The sequence below is a fragment of the Flavobacterium beibuense genome (assembly GCF_004151245.1).
Lineage (GTDB): Bacteria > Bacteroidota > Bacteroidia > Flavobacteriales > Flavobacteriaceae > Flavobacterium > Flavobacterium beibuense_A.
On record NZ_JUIW01000002.1, the window covers coordinates 410,351 to 428,288 of the forward strand.

Genomic DNA, 17,938 nt, shown 5'->3' on the forward strand with positions numbered 1-17,938 from the left:
TTTTTTAATCGAGTGACAACGTTATCTGTCCGTCATCATCTAATGTTATAGTGTTGTTCTCATCAGTAAGATCTACTTCATCATTCACTTCCATTTCCTCCGGAACTTCCTCTTCAGGCTCCTCATAAGGCAATGATTCCAACAGGTTTATTTGTTTTACCTTATCTGCCGTTAACTGATTACCTAAGGCTTTTATACCTTTTACAGCTATAAAGCCCTCAAGATCTACTTCAATATTATCTTTCTGAACTCCTTTTACTTTAGAGAATATAACCTCTGCAACAGGCCTGTAATCGGTAGATACAATTTCCAATTGTGAATTAGGATGCTCAGTTATAAATACTTCTTCCCTATTTTCGTTTTCGACAAGAAAACGTTTAACATAATACCGTGACTTTTCACCATCATAATAAATAGCGGAAATCGGCTTTTTAGGAATCCATTTTTCCAATACTATCATTCCTTCCTCAAAGTGAGTGGAAAGCTCAGGAACAATGGTTTTCAGCTTACCCGACTGGTTAATTATAAGCAGCCTGTCGTTTGCCCTGAATTCTCCAAGTAGCTCTCCTCTACCGTCTACATTAAGACGCTGAACGGTATCATCAAACCAAATCCTTCTCGGTTTAAGGGTTGAAATACCTTTCTCCTTAAGCTCAATTCTCTTAATGGGATATTTGGTAACAGTATTTCCCCTGGATGTTCTGCCTTTTATGGCTAGTGTAGCAAAATCAAGATCAAGCTTTAACTTTTTAATACTTCCTACCTGTCTTAATAATACAGTAACTACTTCTGCCTCGCCGTTAGGATTTCCTGAAAAATAGAGTATTTGTGATCCTTTCGTACCCTGAGTTAAATCATACGCTTTATCCCTGGTTATACTGGTAACATTAAAACGCTTAACATACGATGGCCCCGACTTACCATCTCGGTAAATCATATTATATATGGTACGCTTATCATTCTTGTTAAACACTGCCACATAAATAATGTCTTTACCTACAAAGGTCTTAACATCTACTTTTGTAACAATCATGTTACCATCACGAAGGAACACAATTACATCATCAATGTCCGAACAATCAGCAACATATTCGTCTTTCTTAAGTCCGGTACCTATAAATCCTTCTTCACGGTTTACATATAACTTAGTATTACGTAAAACCACTTTGGTTGCTTCAATATTATCAAAGCTTCTAAGCTCTGTTTTACGCTCCCTGCCTTTACCATACTTATCCTTAAGGCTTTGGAAATAATTTATGGCAAAGTCAATTATATTATCTAAGTGGTGTTTTACCTGTTCTATCTCTCCTTCTAAGGCTTCAATCTTTTCCTGAGCCTTGTCTATGTCAAACTTAGAGATACGTTTAATACGTATTTCGGTAAGCCTCACAATATCTTCTTCAGTAACGGCACGTTTAAGATGTTTCGTAAAAGGTTTTAAACCTTCATCAATAGCCTTAATTACACCTTCCCAGGTTTCTTCCTCCTCAATAAGGCGGTAAATTCTGTTTTCTATAAATATACGCTCAAGCGACTGGAAATGCCATTGTTCTTCCAGTTCATCAAGCTGAATCTCGAGTTCGCGCTTAAGCATATCCACCGTACGGTGTGTAGAAATCTTAAGCATGTTACTAACACCTATAAACAGTGGCTTGTGATCCTCAATAACACACCCAAGCGGCGCTATAGAAGTTTCACAGGCCGTAAATGCAAATAATGCATCTATGGTTTTATCCGGTGATACTCCGGCAGGAAGATGTATAAGTATTTCTACATCTGCTGCGGTATTATCCTCTATCTTACGTATTTTAATCTTACCCTTTTCATTCGCTTTCAAAATACTATCTATTAAAGAAGATGTATTGGTAGTAAACGGAATTTGGGTAATTACCAGTGTACTTTTATCCAGTTGTGATATTTTGGCACGCACCCTAACGCGGCCGCCCCTCATACCATCATTGTAGTTTGAAATATCAGCTACACCACCCGTAGGAAAGTCAGGATAAATTGTAAACGGTTTATTCTTTAATATTTTTATGGAAGCATCTATAAGTTCGTTAAAGTTGTGCGGAAGTACCTTGGTAGATAAACCTACTGCAATACCCTCTGCTCCCTGTGCAAGCAAAAGCGGAAACTTAACCGGAAGGTTTACCGGTTCATTTTTACGTCCGTCATAAGATGCCTGCCATGTAGTAATTTTAGGACTGTACAATACCTCTAAGGCAAATTTGGAAAGACGTGCCTCAATATAACGGGGTGCAGCAGCACCATCGCCTGTAAGGATATTACCCCAGTTACCCTGAGTATCTATAAGCAGGTCCTTTTGCCCTATCTGCACCATGGCATCACCAATACTGGCATCACCGTGCGGGTGATACTGCATGGTATGTCCTACCACGTTAGCCACCTTGTTGTAACGGCCATCGTCCAGTTCTTTAAGGGAATGCATAATCCTGCGTTGTACCGGTTTAAAACCATCTTCAATGGCTGGTACTGCACGTTCCAGGATAACATAGGAAGCATAATCCAGGAACCAGTCTTTGTACATACCCGTTACCTTGGTAATGGTATCCTGAGAGTCCGGATTATCCGACTTTTCGTAAAAATGTTCGCCTTCTAAGGGCTCTAAATTTTCTTCGTCCATGTATTTACTTCCAAATTATAATTTGAAATATGTTCTTATTTTTCTTCAACGACGTCAAGCTCAACCTTCAGGTTGTTGATAATAAACTCCTGCCTGTCCGGTGTATTTTTACCCATATAGAATTCCAATAAGGTTTCTACAGAAGTTGCTTTATCCATAAGTACAGGGTCCAGCCTGATATCCTGACCTATGAAATGCTGAAACTCATCAGGTGAAATCTCTCCAAGTCCTTTGAATCGGGTTATCTCAGGCTTACCTTTCAGTTTCTCAATCGCATTACGTCGCTCTTCGTCTGAATAGCAGTATATCGTTTCCTTTTTGTTCCTTACACGGAATAAAGGGGTTTGTAATATATACAAATGGTTTTCCTTTATAAGCTCAGGGAAAAACTGAAGGAAGAACGTAATTAACAGCAGGCGAATGTGCATACCGTCAACATCGGCATCTGTTGCAATTACAATGTTGTTGTAACGCAGGTTTTCCATATCCTCCTCAATATCAAGAGCAGCCTGTAAAAGGTTAAACTCCTCATTTTCATACACGATTTTCTTGGTCATGCCATATGAGTTAAGAGGCTTACCCCTTAAGCTGAAAACCGCCTGTGTATTTACATCCCTTGATTTTGTAATAGATCCCGAAGCCGAGTCACCCTCTGTAATAAATAAGGTACTCTCAAGGCTTCGCGGGTTCTTGGCATCGGTAAGATGCACCCTGCAGTCGCGTAGTTTTTTATTATGCAGACTGGCTTTTTTAGCCCTGTCCCTTGCTAATTTACGGATACCCGAAAGTTCCTTACGCTCGCGTTCTGCCTGTAATATTTTTCTAAGCAGGGCTTCTGCTACATCCGGGTTACGGTGCAGGAAGTTGTCCAGCTTTGTTTTAATAAAGTCGTTTACAAAAGTACGCACCGTAGGCTGATTAGGCCCCATGTCAGTAGAACCCAGTTTGGTTTTAGTCTGCGATTCAAATACAGGCTCCTCTACCTTAACGCTTATAGCACTAACAATAGATTTACGAATATCGGCCGCTTCAAAGTTTTTATTGTAAAACTCCTTTATAGTACGCACTATAGCCTCACGGAAAGCCCCAAGGTGTGTACCACCCTGTGTAGTGTTCTGTCCGTTTACAAACGAATAATATTCCTCACTGTATTGAGTTTTACTATGCGTCATTGCTATTTCTATATCATCATCCTTAAGATGGATTATAGGATAGATCCTGTCATCTTCATTTATTGTTTCGCCAAGAAGGTCCTTAAGTCCTTCATCAGAGTAATATTTCTCACCGTTGTAAATTATTGTAAGCCCCGTATTGAGGTAACAATAATTCTTAAGCATTTTTACAATATACTCGTTACGGTACTTGTAATTTTTAAAAATAGCATCATCTGCCAAAAAGGTTACTTTGGTACCTTTTCGTTTAGTAGTTTCTGTAAGGTCTTCCTCCTGGGTAAGTTCACCTGCAGAGAATTCGGCAGCCTTAAGCTGGTTATCCCTTACCGACTCTACCCTAAAATAGCTGGATAGGGCGTTTACCGCCTTAGTACCCACACCATTTAGACCTACCGATTTTTTAAATGCCTTAGAATCATATTTACCACCGGTATTCATTTTAGACACTACGTCTACCACTTTACCCAAAGGAATACCACGGCCAAAGTCGCGAACACTTACGGTTTTGTCTTTTACGGTAACCTCAATGGTTTTCCCGGTTCCCATAACGAACTCATCTATAGAGTTGTCTATAACCTCTTTAAGTAGGATGTAGATACCGTCATCAGGTGAAGAACCATCTCCAAGCTTACCAATATACATACCGGGACGCATACGGATATGTTCCTTCCAGTCTAATGAGCGAATGTTGTCTTCGGTGTACTGATTCTGCTCCAGCATAAAATTTATGGATTTTCTGCTAATATATTATATATAAGGGTAAAATGAAAGTGGTACGAAAGAAACTTATTAAGAGACTAATAACTTTTCGTACATTATTTGTTTTTTAACTGTTATCCCCTGTTTATGCGGTATGCCAATACTGATTTTTCGTTAATATACAACATTAAATAACCGTTTGAGCCTACCTCAAGCGGAACTTTAAATTCAGCGATATTACCATTAAAAACAGGTTTTACATGCTTAAACTGCTTGCTCTTGCTAAAAGCATATACAACGGTATCCTGTGGTTTTATATTCTTAATTTTAAACAGCAGGATATTAGCTTTCCTATCTGTAATCATTCCCTGTTGCGGACTAAGCAATTCGTATTTGCCCTTATGATAATTACCAAAATACAGGGGTAATCCGGCAAAATCATTCTCTGTTTTATCGGTTAAAAGCCATTTCTTTTCATCAGGAAAATGGTTTAAAAAGAATATATCCGGACTGGTAAAAAAGTAACTATCGTTAAAATTATATTCAAACCTAAGTGGACTGCCTGTAGCTGTTCCCGCTCCCCATGTTAAGTCTAAAAGCTTCCACTCACCCTTGATCTTTACCGCATTCCAGGCATGGTCTTTTGCGCCCGGTCCATCACCTATATGTGCTATATGCGACTTGGATGTTCCCGGTATTATTACCGCTTCAAGACCTACCCTTTCGGCTATAGCCACAAACAATGAACAATACCCCTGACAAACCCCTTTTTGGGTTTTTAAAGTACGCGTAGCAAGATCTTCATTAAGCTCCTTCAGTTTTTCAAGTTTTTCTGCCTCAGTACGATAAGAAAAACCTACCGGGCGCTCGTTAACTCCATATTTCCCAATATCATAACTTACATGATGTGCCACCCAGGTAAATATAGCACGGGCCTTTTCATCCTCTTTGATGAAATCAGCATTTATCTTTTCTGCAAGCTTATCAAGTGAGGAAAAAGAATCAGGATAGGAACTTACTTTAGAGTCAACATGTGAAAATTCCTGAGCGTTTAAAGAAAAGCCCAAAAACAAAACAATTAACACTGTAAATCTAAAAAAAGGTTTTTTCATAGTCCTAAATAAAACAAGAATCCTGCCAGTTATTTATACTTATTCAGTATTGCCTTATCATACGTAGTCCAAAGACATGCCTTTTGGTTAGCGGCCTTAAGAGCACAGTTTGTCCAGGTATTACAGGTGTAAAAAAGATTGTACTTGCCCTCCCCTTTGTAAAAAGCATCATATTGCCCATAACTGCGGTTGGCTATCCATATTACCTCTCCGTTTTCATCATACTGAAAACTTTTCTCGATGTAATCAACCAGCTTTCTGTAATCCTCTTCTGTTATGGTAAGCCTCACACAATCTTCATCCTGATTTACCGTTTTGTAAAACCTTGTATGCATTGCAGATGTACCCATATAAAATGCAGCCCTAAAGGCAGTACTTGCCTTTAAGTCACTCCATTTGGGGGTGTTTAGATAAAACCCCTTATCTCCCCAGCCAAAAGCCACATACTTAGCTGTAGTATCGTTAGCTTTTGTCTCATTGTAAAGTATTTGCCCTGTCCAGTCTTTTACATCATTCTTTAGAGGCACTATAACATCGGTATGCACCCCGTTAGAGTTTACATAGACAACAATATCTCCTTTTTCAGCATCAGTGTTTACCGGAATATATGATAATACAAAGGTTGCAATTATATAGACTGCTATAAAACATAACAGTCCTATAATAAGCTTCTTAATGATTTTAAAAATACCTTTAAGCGTTTTGCTCATAGTCAAAGTTGCGTATAATATCCTTTAACGCAGCATCATACTCTTTATTGGATATCTCTCCCGCTTCAACATCAAAATTTTCATTGAAGGAAGGCAACGAGAATGTAGCTTTAATATTACCGCCATACCACTTAAGACTTATTTGTGCAGCTTCGAGCGAACTTGCACCTCCTCTTTTACCGGGTGAAGTAGACATTAGCAATAAAGGTACATTAGCAAAGACTTCCTTCTTTTGACGAGAAGCCCAATCGTATATGTTTTTAAAGGCAACAGTCATACCCGCATTATGTTCTGCCACAGAAATAACAAGAATATCTGCCGACTCAATTTTTTCTAGAAACTTCCCTGCCAGTTCCGGCTTACCTATTTCCTTCTCCTTATCCACGCTAAATAAAGGCAGCTCATAATCGTTAAGATCCAATATCTCAACGTTTCCTCCTTCAAACAGGTTTGCGGCATAGGTTGCCAGTTTTTTATTTATCGAATTTTTGCTGCTGCTTCCGCCAAAGGCAAGTATTTTCATAATAAAGGCTTTTATTGATTATTGATAAAGTTATTAAAACATTGGGCATTTTTTTTATTTACTTATGCCAAAATTATTATAAATAAAGACTTTTGTATGCACTCACTCCTTTTGCCTTATATAAATATTACTATTAAAAGTTCCCTTTGAAAGTAGCTTAACAAACTCCCTTCGTGTAGGTTGTAAAAACACCTTAGTTGTATCCTCATTAATAGTAATATCTTTCACTATCGGTTTCAACATCTTACAATCTTCCTTGGCCGAAAAATAACTCCATATAAGAGTATCCTTTTGCATGGATAATATCCTTACATTCCAATAAACCGAATCTTTCTTATTAAGTACAAGGCTTCCCTTTATATGCTTTAGTTTATCATTCTCCGAAATACCAAAAACAGTATCTCTTATCATTGTGCTAAAATAAATGGTATCGCCTTTCTGTTTTGCCTCATAAACCGTTTTTAAACCATTCTCGACAAGAATAAGTTTTCCATCACTATAAACTACAGAATCTTTTAAAGAGCTTAGTTCTGATTTATTTATACTTCCTTTTATAAGGTATTCATAATAGATGTACTTATCTGTTATATACAAATCCCGCTCCTTATCGGTAATTGTATACACTCCCCTGAATTTTAAAGGAAAAGAATTTAATTCAGAATCCTTAACAGGTTGGGCGTCCTTAAAATAAAACTCAACTCCATACAGTTCATGCATCGCAGATTCTTTACAGGATACAATTAATAGAATTATAAAGAATAAAAAAGTAATTTTTTTCATAAATATTGAATTTCATCAAATATAAAAAAAGCCCTGCTGGTTTGCAGGGCTTTTTTATTTCTGTTTTCTATATAATTATACGTTAAACCTAAAGTGCATTACATCACCATCCTTAACGATATATTCTTTACCTTCAACTCTTAGTTTACCGGCTTCTTTTACTTTAGACTCAGAGCCAAAGTTTACATAGTCATCATAAGCAATAACCTCTGCACGGATAAATCCTTTTTCAAAATCAGAGTGTATAACACCAGCTGCCTGAGGAGCAGTATCTCCAATCTGGATAGTCCATGCACGAACTTCTTTTACACCCGCAGTAAAATAGGTTTGAAGGCTAAGAAGCTTATAAGCAGAACGAATTAATGCACTTGCACCCGGCTCTTTTAGACCAAGGTCTTCAAGGAACATCTGGCGCTCTTCATAAGTTTCAAGTTCAGTAATATCAGCTTCTGTACCTACAGCAAGGAACATAACCTCTGCATTCTCATCCTTTACCATTTCACGTACTTTCTCTACATAGGCATTACCCGTAGCAGCAGCACCTTCATCAACATTACATACATAAAGTACCGGCTTAGTGGTAATAAGCTGGAAAAGCTCTATTAGCTCTTCCTCGTCCTGATTTTGAGGCTGTACAGTTCTCGCTGATTTACCTTGTAAAAGTGCTTCTCTTATTCTTTCAAGCAAAGCTGCTTCTACCTGAGCTTCTTTATTTCCTGTTTTAGCAGTTTTCTTGGCTTTCTCAAGACGTTTTTCAACCGTCTCAAGATCTTTAAGCTGAAGCTCAATATCAATAGTTTCTTTATCTCTTATAGGATTTACACTACCGTCTACGTGAACTATGTTGTCGTTATCAAAACAACGAAGCACGTGAATAATAGCATTACACTCCCTTATATTTCCTAAAAACTGGTTTCCTAAGCCCTCACCCTTGCTCGCTCCTTTTACAAGACCGGCAATATCAACAATTTCTACAGTTGCAGGAATTACACGCTCCGGGTTAACAAGCTCTTCAAGCTTTTGAAGTCTCGGGTCCGGTACGTTTACTACACCAACATTAGGTTCTATAGTACAAAACGGAAAGTTTGCACTTTGTGCTTTTGCATTAGATAAACAATTGAAAAGTGTCGATTTTCCAACATTTGGCAATCCTACAATACCTGCTTTCATTATTAAGTGATTTTTTAAGGGTGCAAATATAAGTTTTTGAAATTAAATAACAGAACCCCCTGCTGCCAATTTAATTGTAAGTTTTACCAATACTTTAGGTTTATCTAAAAATATATTTAACATGTGGTGGTTAACTTTGTATAATAACCTAAAAAGCTATGAGATTATGAAAAAGCTAATAACAATGTTGGTGCTGGCCATAGGTTTTACGCTTAATGCACAAAACACCAATGTAACAAAAGAAACCAAGACAACAACTGTAACGGTTGATGATGGTACAGCAGAACCTAAGAAAATTGTAAAAACCCAAAAAACAGAAGCGGTACAGGATATCGAACTTAAAAATGCACAATCTAAAGCATTAAATAAAGATATTAAACCTACGCCTGTTAAAGTTACAGAAACCACTACTGTAGCCGGAGACTACACTCCTCCTACAGAGATTGGTAAAAAAATAAGCTATATATATGATGACAGAACTTACACCCTTGTTGCCGATAAAACCGGATATCATATAATGAATCCGTCTAACAAAGATGTAGGTGTAATGAGAAGGACATCAAACAACAGTTATATATATAGGACAAAAGACAAGATTTCTGTAAGTTATTTTGATACTCAGGGAAATCTGGTTATTGAGACATATGATGATAAGTCAGACAATATTACCATACAAAGGTATACAAGAGTAAAACAGTAAGATTAACCCAAAAATTGCTATTAAAAAATCCCCTCTTATAGTGGGGATTTTTTATGCTTTATCAAATTCTCGACAAAAACATTTAAATTCTAACTAATATATCACCTCTGTCCTTTTTTTAACTACAAGCCAACAGGTTATATAATTTTGAATAAAAAAGGATACAATGAAAACTATAATTACTTTACTTTCTGCTCTTTTTATGAGCCTATTATCTCAGGCACAGGAAACAACATTTACCTGGGTTGTTACTCCTGAATTTGAATTAAGTTTTAATCCGGACATGGTAGGCTATGTTAATGCCATAGACAATTCAGGAAACATATATATGGCCGGATTCATGAATAATGGTACTCCTTGCTCTCCGGAAATAATGGGAAACCTTTTATACAATAAATATGACACAGAAGGAGAAGTGGTTTTCTCTAAAATATTCAATGGAACAGGCGCTATTTTTAATTTAAAGATTGATACTGACGACAACACACTTATGGCAGTTGGATTTCAGGATAACATAACAATTAACAACACTAGCATTACCGCTCCAATACCTTTTCAGACAAAATTGTTACTAATAAAATTAGACAGTAACGGAGAACTGCTTTGGTATTATGAACCTGTTATGGAAAATGCCGAAGAATGGGATGTTGTAACTGATTTTAGAGGTGTCACTACCGATAGTAATAATAATATCTATATAGCTTACGACAACTTTTTTAACTCCTTTATTACAAAACTAACACCTGAAGGAGATGAACTGTTTACAATTACACAGAACAATGTAAACAGAATCACTTCTGTTAGTGTGGATCCCAGCGGCAATATTTATGCTGCAGGATCATGTGCAACAATAAATGCAACTTATGCGGGTGTAGCAGTACCTCCCACAGGAGAGAACTTTAACTATAATACTTATGTTGTAAAATATAATAATACAGGTGAATACCAATGGTTAAAATATGTAGAAGATATTACCTGCCCTGCACCACAGGTAGTTGCTTATAGTGATGATGAAATTTATTTCAGTTCTTATCTTTTCGACAGTTTAATGTTTGATGATATAACAACTGATGGAGGAAATGCTTTTGTTGATTTTTTCCTGGCTAAACTTAATGCACAGGGTACATACCAGTGGGTAAGAGAAGTTCCCGGAACCATAGGAAATGCAGAGTTGGGCAATAGAAATTATCTTAATACTGATAACGAAGGAAACATATACATAACCGGAAAAACAAGATGGGAAACCGATTGGGGTAATGGAGTAATAACTAATACAGATGGTTTTAGCAGTGATGCTTTAATTTTAAAGTACACACCACAGGGAAATTTAACCCTTGTAAAGACTATAAATGGAAGTGGTGAAAGCAGAGTTGATAATATTGCTGTAAGTGAATCAGGAGACATTTTTGTTACAGGGATAAGTAATGGCACTACCCTTTTTGACAATATAGAGTATGAATTTGACGAGTTTACAAACTTTAGCTATATGGCAAAATTGAGTACCAACTCATTAGGTGTAGAACAAAACAATATTACCGATGTTGCCATATATCCTAACCCATCTGCCAACTATATACATATTAATGGTATACAGGAAAATAGTAAAGGATCTATATACAATACACTAAGCCAAAAGGTAAAGGATTTTGAAATCCAGCCTAATGAAAGTATTGACATTAGCGATTTATCCAAAGGGACATACATTATAAAACCTGAAGGATACTCCTCTATCAAATTCATTAAAATTTAGAACTGCTAATCTGTATATACTGCCCTTTATGTTTTTGAAGAACATAAAGGGCTTTTTTTGTCTTACACGCTTTTTTTCATAATACTCAACATTATTTTATACCCTTTTTTAGCTAAATAGGTATTTAAAAAATACTATTTTTCTTATAATTTTTATTTTTTAATAAAATTAATAAACAAATAATACAATAAAGCCAAAATGTTAATTTAAGGTAAAAGTTTAGTAAATTAACAATTAACACCTCTTAATCCATATTTTAAATAACAAATATTCAATTTTAGCATTTTATATTAATAATTTTAAAATTCTAAACTTTTTAACATATTTTGTTATTTATAACACAAAAAATCATTATCTAACTTTATAGTTATTTTTTGTTTAATTTCTTTATATTAAAGCTACAGTGTGATAATTAACACAAAATGTGCCTTAATTTTTTATAAATTTAAAACCCTTTTAACAAACTAAATATTAATCTATGAGAAAAATTACATTCTTAATTTTTTTATCATTAATTTCCATGTGTTCTTTTGCACAGTTGCCGGATGCACCCGAAGACTTTGAAGGAACATTTCCGCCTGCCGGATGGAATGTTTATGATAATGGTTTTGGAACCTTAAAAGATTGGGTACAGACACCAGGCGGTACAGCCGAACCATTCCCTGCCTACGAGGGCACTTACTCTGCAATGGTAGACAGAGAAAACGTGCCGGATACCGATCCGACACCACAAGACTGGTTAGTTACCCCTCTTGTAACTTTGCCTGATAACCCACAGTTACTTTTTTATTCTCGTTTGGGTGTAAATGGTGATCAGGGTGGTCTTTACCGTATAATGGTATCTACAGACCCAGACCCTTCTAACTTAGCCGCTTATACACAAATAACTCAGTGGACTGAAACACAAATCAACCCTGTACAGCAGGAATATACCGAAAAAACTGTACAACTTACAGGTCTTGGCGGGCAGTCTGTATATCTGGCCTTCGTAATGATAGGTGACGATGACGACAGATGGCTTATTGACTATGTAAGAATTGTTGAAGAATGTTTACCTCCCACTGCCTTAACAGTTGCTAATATCGGGCTAGACTCTGCAGAATTAAACTGGACAAGCCCGGCAGGTGTTACTTCATGGGAAATTGAAGTAATAGAAGCCGCTTTACCTTCAACAGGTATAGGAGAAGTTTACTCAGACCTCCTTCCTTATACTGCAGAAAATCTTGATCCTGATACAAACTATAAATTTTATGTGCGTTCTGTTTGTGGTGTAGGAAACTACAGTGCATGGGCAGGTCCGCTAAACTTTAGTACGGCAGCCCTTGGCGAAACTTGCGGGGCTCCTATAGAAATAACGACATTGCCTTATTCTACTACAGATAACACCTCAAACTATGGAGACGACTACAGTGGTTCACCGGGGGCATCAGGCTGTGGTACAACAAACAATTATCTTAATGGTGATGATGTAGTATATGCTTATACTGCAACTGCCGACGGAGTAATTAGTATAGATATGACAGGTACTGGCAATGCTGCCGGTATTTTTGTTTATGATGATTGTGCAGATATTGGTGTTAACTGTTTAGCTGGTGGAGTGGGTAACGCTACAACACCTGTTTCCCTTCCAACAGTATCAGTATTATCAGGAACAACATATTATATAGTAATTTCTACTTGGGCTACACCTCAGTCTACACCTTATACATTAACAGTACAGGTTGTAAACTGTCCTCCTCCTACAAACTTATCTGCAACAAATATTGATAATGACTCAGCAGATCTTTCATGGAATGCAAATGGTTCAACAGAATGGGAAATTGTTGTTCAACCTGTAGGTACAGGTATACCTGCCGGATCGGGCACAGGCATCACTGTTAACAGTAACTATAATGTAACAGCTACAACCGGAGGTACTCCGTTTACAGAAGCTACTACATATGAGTACTATGTAAGAGGCGATTGTGGTAACGGTACATTTAGTGCATGGGCAGGTCCATATATATTTATGACAACTCAGCTTCCTGCAGCCATGGACTTTACTGATGGTTTTGAAGCTGCATCCGGATGGAGTTTAAGCAACGGTACAGCGCCTAACCAATGGGTAATAGGTAATGCCGTAAATAATGGAGGTAGTAACTCCTTATATATAACAAATGATGCAGGTGTTTCAAATTCATTTACAAATACTGTTACTTCAGTAGTACATGCATATAGAGATATCCAGATGCCTGCAACTGTAGATCAGTTACTTCTTTCTTATGACTGGAGAGCAGTTGGTGAATCTTGCTGTGACTATCTAAGAGTATGGGTCGTACCTGCAACATTTGTACCTACAGCGGGCACACAAATTACTGCGGCTGCAAGTGGAGGAACTCAGTTTGGTGGTAACCAAAACATGAATTCAAACTTCCTTACTGCAAACTATGTAGTAGATGCTTCTGCTTATTCAGGCCAGGTAATGCGATTAATATTTGAGTGGAGAAACGATGGCAGTATTGGCACTAACCCTCCTGCTGCGGTAGATAATGTTAACCTTTCGGTTATTACCTGCCCTGCTCCTACTAACTTAGTTCTTGATGATCTGCAAATAGATCAGGCAACAATTTCATGGACAGGACCTTCATCGGTTTCACCTACTTTTGACTACTACTTATCAACAACAAATACACCTCCAACAGATGCTACAGTTCCTACTGATAATGTACCGGGAACAACTGCTGTTTTAGATCCTCTTGACGATTCTACAGGTTATTTTGTTTGGGTAAGAAGCAATTGCGGAACAAACGATTATAGTTTCTGGGTTGGACCATTAGCGTTTAATACTCCTCAAATTCCTGCCGACTTAAACTTCTACGATGATTTTGAAGACGGTACGGTAGAATGGACATTAAATAACGGTACACAACCTAATAAATGGATTGTTGGTACTGCTACAAGTAACGGTACAGGAAGCTCTTTATACATAACTAACGATAATGGTGTTTCTAATGCATTTACAAACAACACTAGTTCTGTAGTCCATGCTTACAGAGACTTGCAGATGCCTGCTACAGCAATAAGTGAAATAAGTGTTTCTTTCGATTGGAAAGCGGTAGGTGAATCATGTTGTGACTATTTAAGAGTTTGGATGGTTCCTATAACCTTCACTCCTACTCCTGGTACAATGATAACAGCTGCAAATAGTGGTGGTTCACAAATTTCTCCGGGTAACCTTAACATGAATGCAAACTGGACAACTGCCAATTATGTAGTAGATGCTTCCGGTTATGCGCCAGGACAAATAGTTCGACTTATTTTTGAATGGAGAAACGACGGTAGTGTGGGTACAAATCCTCCTGCTGCTGTTGATAATGTTAATGTATCTGTAATAACATGTCCTGCACCGGATGGTTTAGCGGTTTCTAATATCACAGAAGATTCTGCTACAGTGACATGGAACCCACCTACAGATCTACCGGATAGTTATGATTACTATCTTTCTACATCAAATACCTCTCCTGCTCCGGATGCGGTAGTAACAGATAACGTAGACCCTACAACTGTAGATTTAGATGGATTAGATCCTTCAACGACATATTATATTTGGGTAAGAAGCAATTGTGGTACAGATGATTACAGTTTCTGGGTAGGTCCGTTAGTATTCAATACAACACAAATACCTGCCGATACTAATTTCTATGATGATTTTGAAGGCACTGTAGAATGGACACTTAATAATGGTACACAACCTAACCAATGGGTAGTTGGCACTGCAGTGAGTAACAGCCCTACAAGTTCACTTTACATTTCTAATGATAGTGGTACAAGTAATGCTTATACAAACAATTCATCGTCAACTGTACATGCATACAGGGATATCGCAATACCGGCTACGGGTGTTGGTGAGGCTATCCTTCAGTTTGATTGGCTTGCCATGGGAGAAAGCTGCTGTGACTACTTAAAAGCATGGATAGTACCGGTTACTTACACTCCTACTCCTGGTACAATGATAACAACCGGAAACAGTGGAGGAGTTCAGTACGGAGGTAACTTTAACCAAAGTAGTACCTGGACTACAGAAACATATATATTTGACGCATCTTCTTATCAGGGACAAACTTTACGTTTAGTATTCGAATGGAGAAATGACGGTAGTGTTGGAACAAACCCTCCTGCTGCGGTAGATAATGTAATATTACAAATACTTACATGTCCGGCTCCTGTAGATTTACTTTCTTCAGGAATGCAGGGTACATCATTTGTAGAACTATCATGGACTCCGGTAGGTAGTGAAACACAATGGGAAGTTGTTATACAACCAATGGGTACAGGTAATCCTGGCCAAACTCCTGCTGAATCGGTAATTGTTACTGATGATCCTACTTACACTCTTGATATTGAAGAAGGTGTATACTATGAATTTTACGTAAGAGCTCTTTGTAGCGAGACAGATATAAGCCTATGGGCAGGACCGCTTGTATTCTCTATCTTTAACCCGCCTGGATGTGCAAATGTAGAGGTTTTCGATCCTGAACTTGAGCTATTACTTCCTAATAGTGAAATTGTAATTTGTCCGGAAGAAGACAACTGTGTTCCCCTTACTGCAAATTATCTTCAAACTGGTGAAACATCATCTTACGAAATAGAAAGTATTGACTATGCTCCACCGTTCCCGTTCACGGGTGGTACTCCGGTATCAGTTGGTACAGACGACGTTTGGTCGCCGCTTGTACAGCTTCCTTTTGATTTCTGTTTCTTTGGAGAAATCTATTCAGAAGTTCTTGTTGGTTCAAACGGAGTAGTAACATTTAATACTGGTAACCCGAGCGGATATTGTCCTTGGTCATTTAACCAAACAATCCCTAATGCAGGATTCCCTATCCTAAATGCTATTTATGGTGTTTATCAGGATATCGATCCAAGCATTGATAATGATGTAGTAAACCCTGATATTAACTTCCAGGTATTAGGTAACTATCCTTGTCGTGCACTGGTTGTAAACTTCTCTGAAGTGGCTCAGTTTAGTGGCGGTTGTAACAATGACCCTGCTATTGGCGGACAAACAACTCAGATAGTCCTTTATGAAATATCAAACGTAATTGAAATTTATATAGGTAACAGAATCCCTTGTACTTCTTGGCAAAATGGTGCCGGTGTTGTAGGTCTTCAAAATGCTGGTGGCACAGAGGCATTTGTTCCGCCGGGAAGAAATACAGGTCCTTGGACAGCTACTGAAGAAGCTTGGAGATTTACACCAAACGGAACTTCAAATGTTGTGTTTGAATGGCTTCAGGATGGTGTATCATATAGTGATCAGGAAGAGATTACTGTTTGTGTAACCGAGCCTACAACAATGACTGCACGCGCTACCTATACAAACTGTAACGGAGAATTATTAGTTAGAGATACTAATGTATTACTTCGTTTAGCTGAAGAAATTGAAGAGCAGGAACCTAACGACCTTGCTGTATGTAATACTACAGGAAGTGCTACATTTAACCTGCCTGATAGTATGGTGGATATTATTGCAGGGCTTACAAACCCTGAAAACTTTACGTTTACTTACTATTTAACTGAGGAGGCTGCAAACCTTGGAGGTGATGATAATTTACCGGACTCTTATACAACAAGTACTAACCAGACTATCTATGTAAGAGTACAGGAAAATGGTAGTGATTGTTTTACAGTTTGGTCTTTTGATGTTATTATTGAAAATAATCCTCCTCAATTCACTTTAGACGGAGACTTTGATGTGTGTGAAGGTGAAACCGTTACAATAACAGTAACTCCTATTAACTTTGACCTTACTGAAGCTACATATAGCTGGACTTTTGAGGGTGCGGCTTTACCAGACACAGGAAGTACTATTACCGCTACAGAAAATGGTATATATGAAGTTGTAATAGATCGCAATGGATGTACTGCCAGCGAAGCTGTTCAGGTAACCATTACTCCTCTTCCTGTTGCAGATATAATGGAAGATGTTACCACTTGTGATAGTTATGTATTACCGGCTCTAAGTGCAGGAAATAATTATTATACAGGTCCTGCAGGTTCAGGTGAAATGCTTGTGGCAGGTACCGAGTTAACATCTGATCAGATGATTTATATCTACGCTCAGGTTGAAGGTACCGACTGTTCTGACGAAAGCAGCTTTATGGTAAGTGTTGTTCCTACTCCGGTACTTGGTATAACAGGTGGTTGTGAAGGTGGATTATATATTCTTGAAGTTTCTCTTGACAGCAACTACAACGAACAAAACTCTGTTATTGAATGGACAGGCCCTAACGGATCTACGGTAGGTACAGGCCTTACAGTTACAGCTGAAGAGATAGGTGACTATATGGTAACCGTTACCCCTGTAGGTGGTGATATCTGTTCTTCTGTCCTTGTACAGAGTGTTGAAAGTATAGCCTGTCTAATCCCTCGTGGTATCTCTCCAAATGGTGATGATATGAATGACAGGTTCGACCTTAGAGGATTTGGTGTAACCAAACTGAGCATCTTTAACCGTTATGGTAAAGAGGTTTACAGTAAAACGGATTATACTAACGAGTGGTATGGACTTGACGAGCACGGAAAAGAACTTCCTACAGGTACTTATTTCTACTCACTTGAGCTAAACGATGGTACCAACAAAACAGGCTGGGTTTACATCAACAGAGAAGACTAAGATATACTTAAGGTATGACAAAG

The 17,938-nt window shown here is 37.8% G+C and carries 10 protein-coding genes; 3 read left to right on the top strand and 7 right to left on the bottom strand.

Annotated features, from left to right (window positions below):
- Positions 1-4: 4 nt before the first annotated feature.
- The 7 genes from NU09_RS03975 to ychF form a co-directional block, all read right to left on the bottom strand.
- The gene (locus NU09_RS03975; RefSeq protein WP_129749960.1) at positions 5-2,644 is read right to left on the bottom strand and encodes a DNA gyrase/topoisomerase IV subunit A; all 2,640 of its coding nucleotides are present in this window, start codon (positions 2,642-2,644) and stop codon (positions 5-7) included.
- Between the two features lie 35 nt (positions 2,645-2,679).
- Positions 2,680-4,536 carry a DNA topoisomerase IV subunit B gene (locus NU09_RS03980; protein ID WP_129749961.1) on the bottom strand — a complete coding sequence of 619 codons (1,857 nt, stop codon included), beginning with the start codon at positions 4,534-4,536 and terminating at the stop codon, positions 2,680-2,682.
- Positions 4,537-4,649: 113 nt separating this feature from the next.
- Positions 4,650-5,627, bottom strand: coding sequence for a transglutaminase domain-containing protein (locus NU09_RS03985; RefSeq protein ID WP_129749962.1), 978 nt, complete (start codon positions 5,625-5,627; stop codon positions 4,650-4,652).
- A gap of 29 nt (positions 5,628-5,656) precedes the next feature.
- The gene (locus NU09_RS03990; RefSeq protein ID WP_129749963.1) at positions 5,657-6,337 is read right to left on the bottom strand and encodes a TIGR02117 family protein; all 681 of its coding nucleotides are present in this window, start codon (positions 6,335-6,337) and stop codon (positions 5,657-5,659) included.
- Positions 6,321-6,860 carry an NADPH-dependent FMN reductase gene (locus tag NU09_RS03995; RefSeq protein ID WP_129749964.1) on the bottom strand — a complete coding sequence of 180 codons (540 nt, stop codon included), beginning with the start codon at positions 6,858-6,860 and terminating at the stop codon, positions 6,321-6,323. The genes NU09_RS03990 and NU09_RS03995 overlap by 17 nt, the downstream gene beginning before the upstream one ends.
- 102 nt (positions 6,861-6,962) lie before the next feature.
- A complete protein-coding gene (locus NU09_RS04000; protein ID WP_129749965.1) occupies positions 6,963-7,640 on the bottom strand; it encodes a hypothetical protein in 678 nt (225 codons plus the stop codon).
- 75 nt (positions 7,641-7,715) lie between these two features.
- Complete coding sequence (ychF, locus tag NU09_RS04005) at positions 7,716-8,810, bottom strand: redox-regulated ATPase YchF (RefSeq protein ID WP_129749966.1); 1,095 nt, start codon at positions 8,808-8,810, stop codon at positions 7,716-7,718.
- 166 nt (positions 8,811-8,976) lie between these two features.
- On the opposite strand from ychF, the gene NU09_RS04010 reads away from it, so the two are divergent.
- The 3 genes from NU09_RS04010 to NU09_RS04020 all read left to right on the top strand — a co-directional run bounded on the left by NU09_RS04010 (position 8,977) and on the right by NU09_RS04020 (position 17,915).
- Entirely contained in the window at positions 8,977-9,510 is a 534-nt protein-coding gene (locus NU09_RS04010) for a hypothetical protein (protein ID WP_129749967.1), read from the top strand.
- Positions 9,511-9,676: 166 nt separating this feature from the next.
- Positions 9,677-11,260 carry a T9SS type A sorting domain-containing protein gene (locus NU09_RS04015; RefSeq protein WP_129749968.1) on the top strand — a complete coding sequence of 528 codons (1,584 nt, stop codon included), beginning with the start codon at positions 9,677-9,679 and terminating at the stop codon, positions 11,258-11,260.
- 478 nt (positions 11,261-11,738) lie between these two features.
- Positions 11,739-17,915: a fibronectin type III domain-containing protein gene (locus NU09_RS04020; protein WP_129749969.1), complete on the top strand. Its 6,177-nt coding sequence runs from the start codon at positions 11,739-11,741 to the stop codon at positions 17,913-17,915.
- Positions 17,916-17,938: the final 23 nt, after the last annotated feature.

Excerpts from the sequence above, each read along its gene's own strand:
- NU09_RS04000 (WP_129749965.1), bottom strand. The coding sequence starts at position 7,640 with ATGAAAAAAATTACTTTTTTATTCTTTATAATTCTATTAATTGTATCC.
- NU09_RS03990 (WP_129749963.1), bottom strand. The coding sequence starts at position 6,337 with ATGAGCAAAACGCTTAAAGGTATTTTTAAAATCATTAAGAAGCTTATT.
- NU09_RS03985 (WP_129749962.1), bottom strand. The coding sequence starts at position 5,627 with ATGAAAAAACCTTTTTTTAGATTTACAGTGTTAATTGTTTTGTTTTTG.
- ychF (WP_129749966.1), bottom strand. The coding sequence starts at position 8,810 with ATGAAAGCAGGTATTGTAGGATTGCCAAATGTTGGAAAATCGACACTT.
- NU09_RS04015 (WP_129749968.1), top strand. The coding sequence starts at position 9,677 with ATGAAAACTATAATTACTTTACTTTCTGCTCTTTTTATGAGCCTATTA.
- NU09_RS04010 (WP_129749967.1), top strand. The coding sequence starts at position 8,977 with ATGAAAAAGCTAATAACAATGTTGGTGCTGGCCATAGGTTTTACGCTT.
- NU09_RS03975 (WP_129749960.1), bottom strand. The coding sequence starts at position 2,644 with ATGGACGAAGAAAATTTAGAGCCCTTAGAAGGCGAACATTTTTACGAA.
- NU09_RS04020 (WP_129749969.1), top strand. The coding sequence starts at position 11,739 with ATGAGAAAAATTACATTCTTAATTTTTTTATCATTAATTTCCATGTGT.
- NU09_RS03995 (WP_129749964.1), bottom strand. The coding sequence starts at position 6,860 with ATGAAAATACTTGCCTTTGGCGGAAGCAGCAGCAAAAATTCGATAAAT.
- NU09_RS03980 (WP_129749961.1), bottom strand. The coding sequence starts at position 4,536 with ATGCTGGAGCAGAATCAGTACACCGAAGACAACATTCGCTCATTAGAC.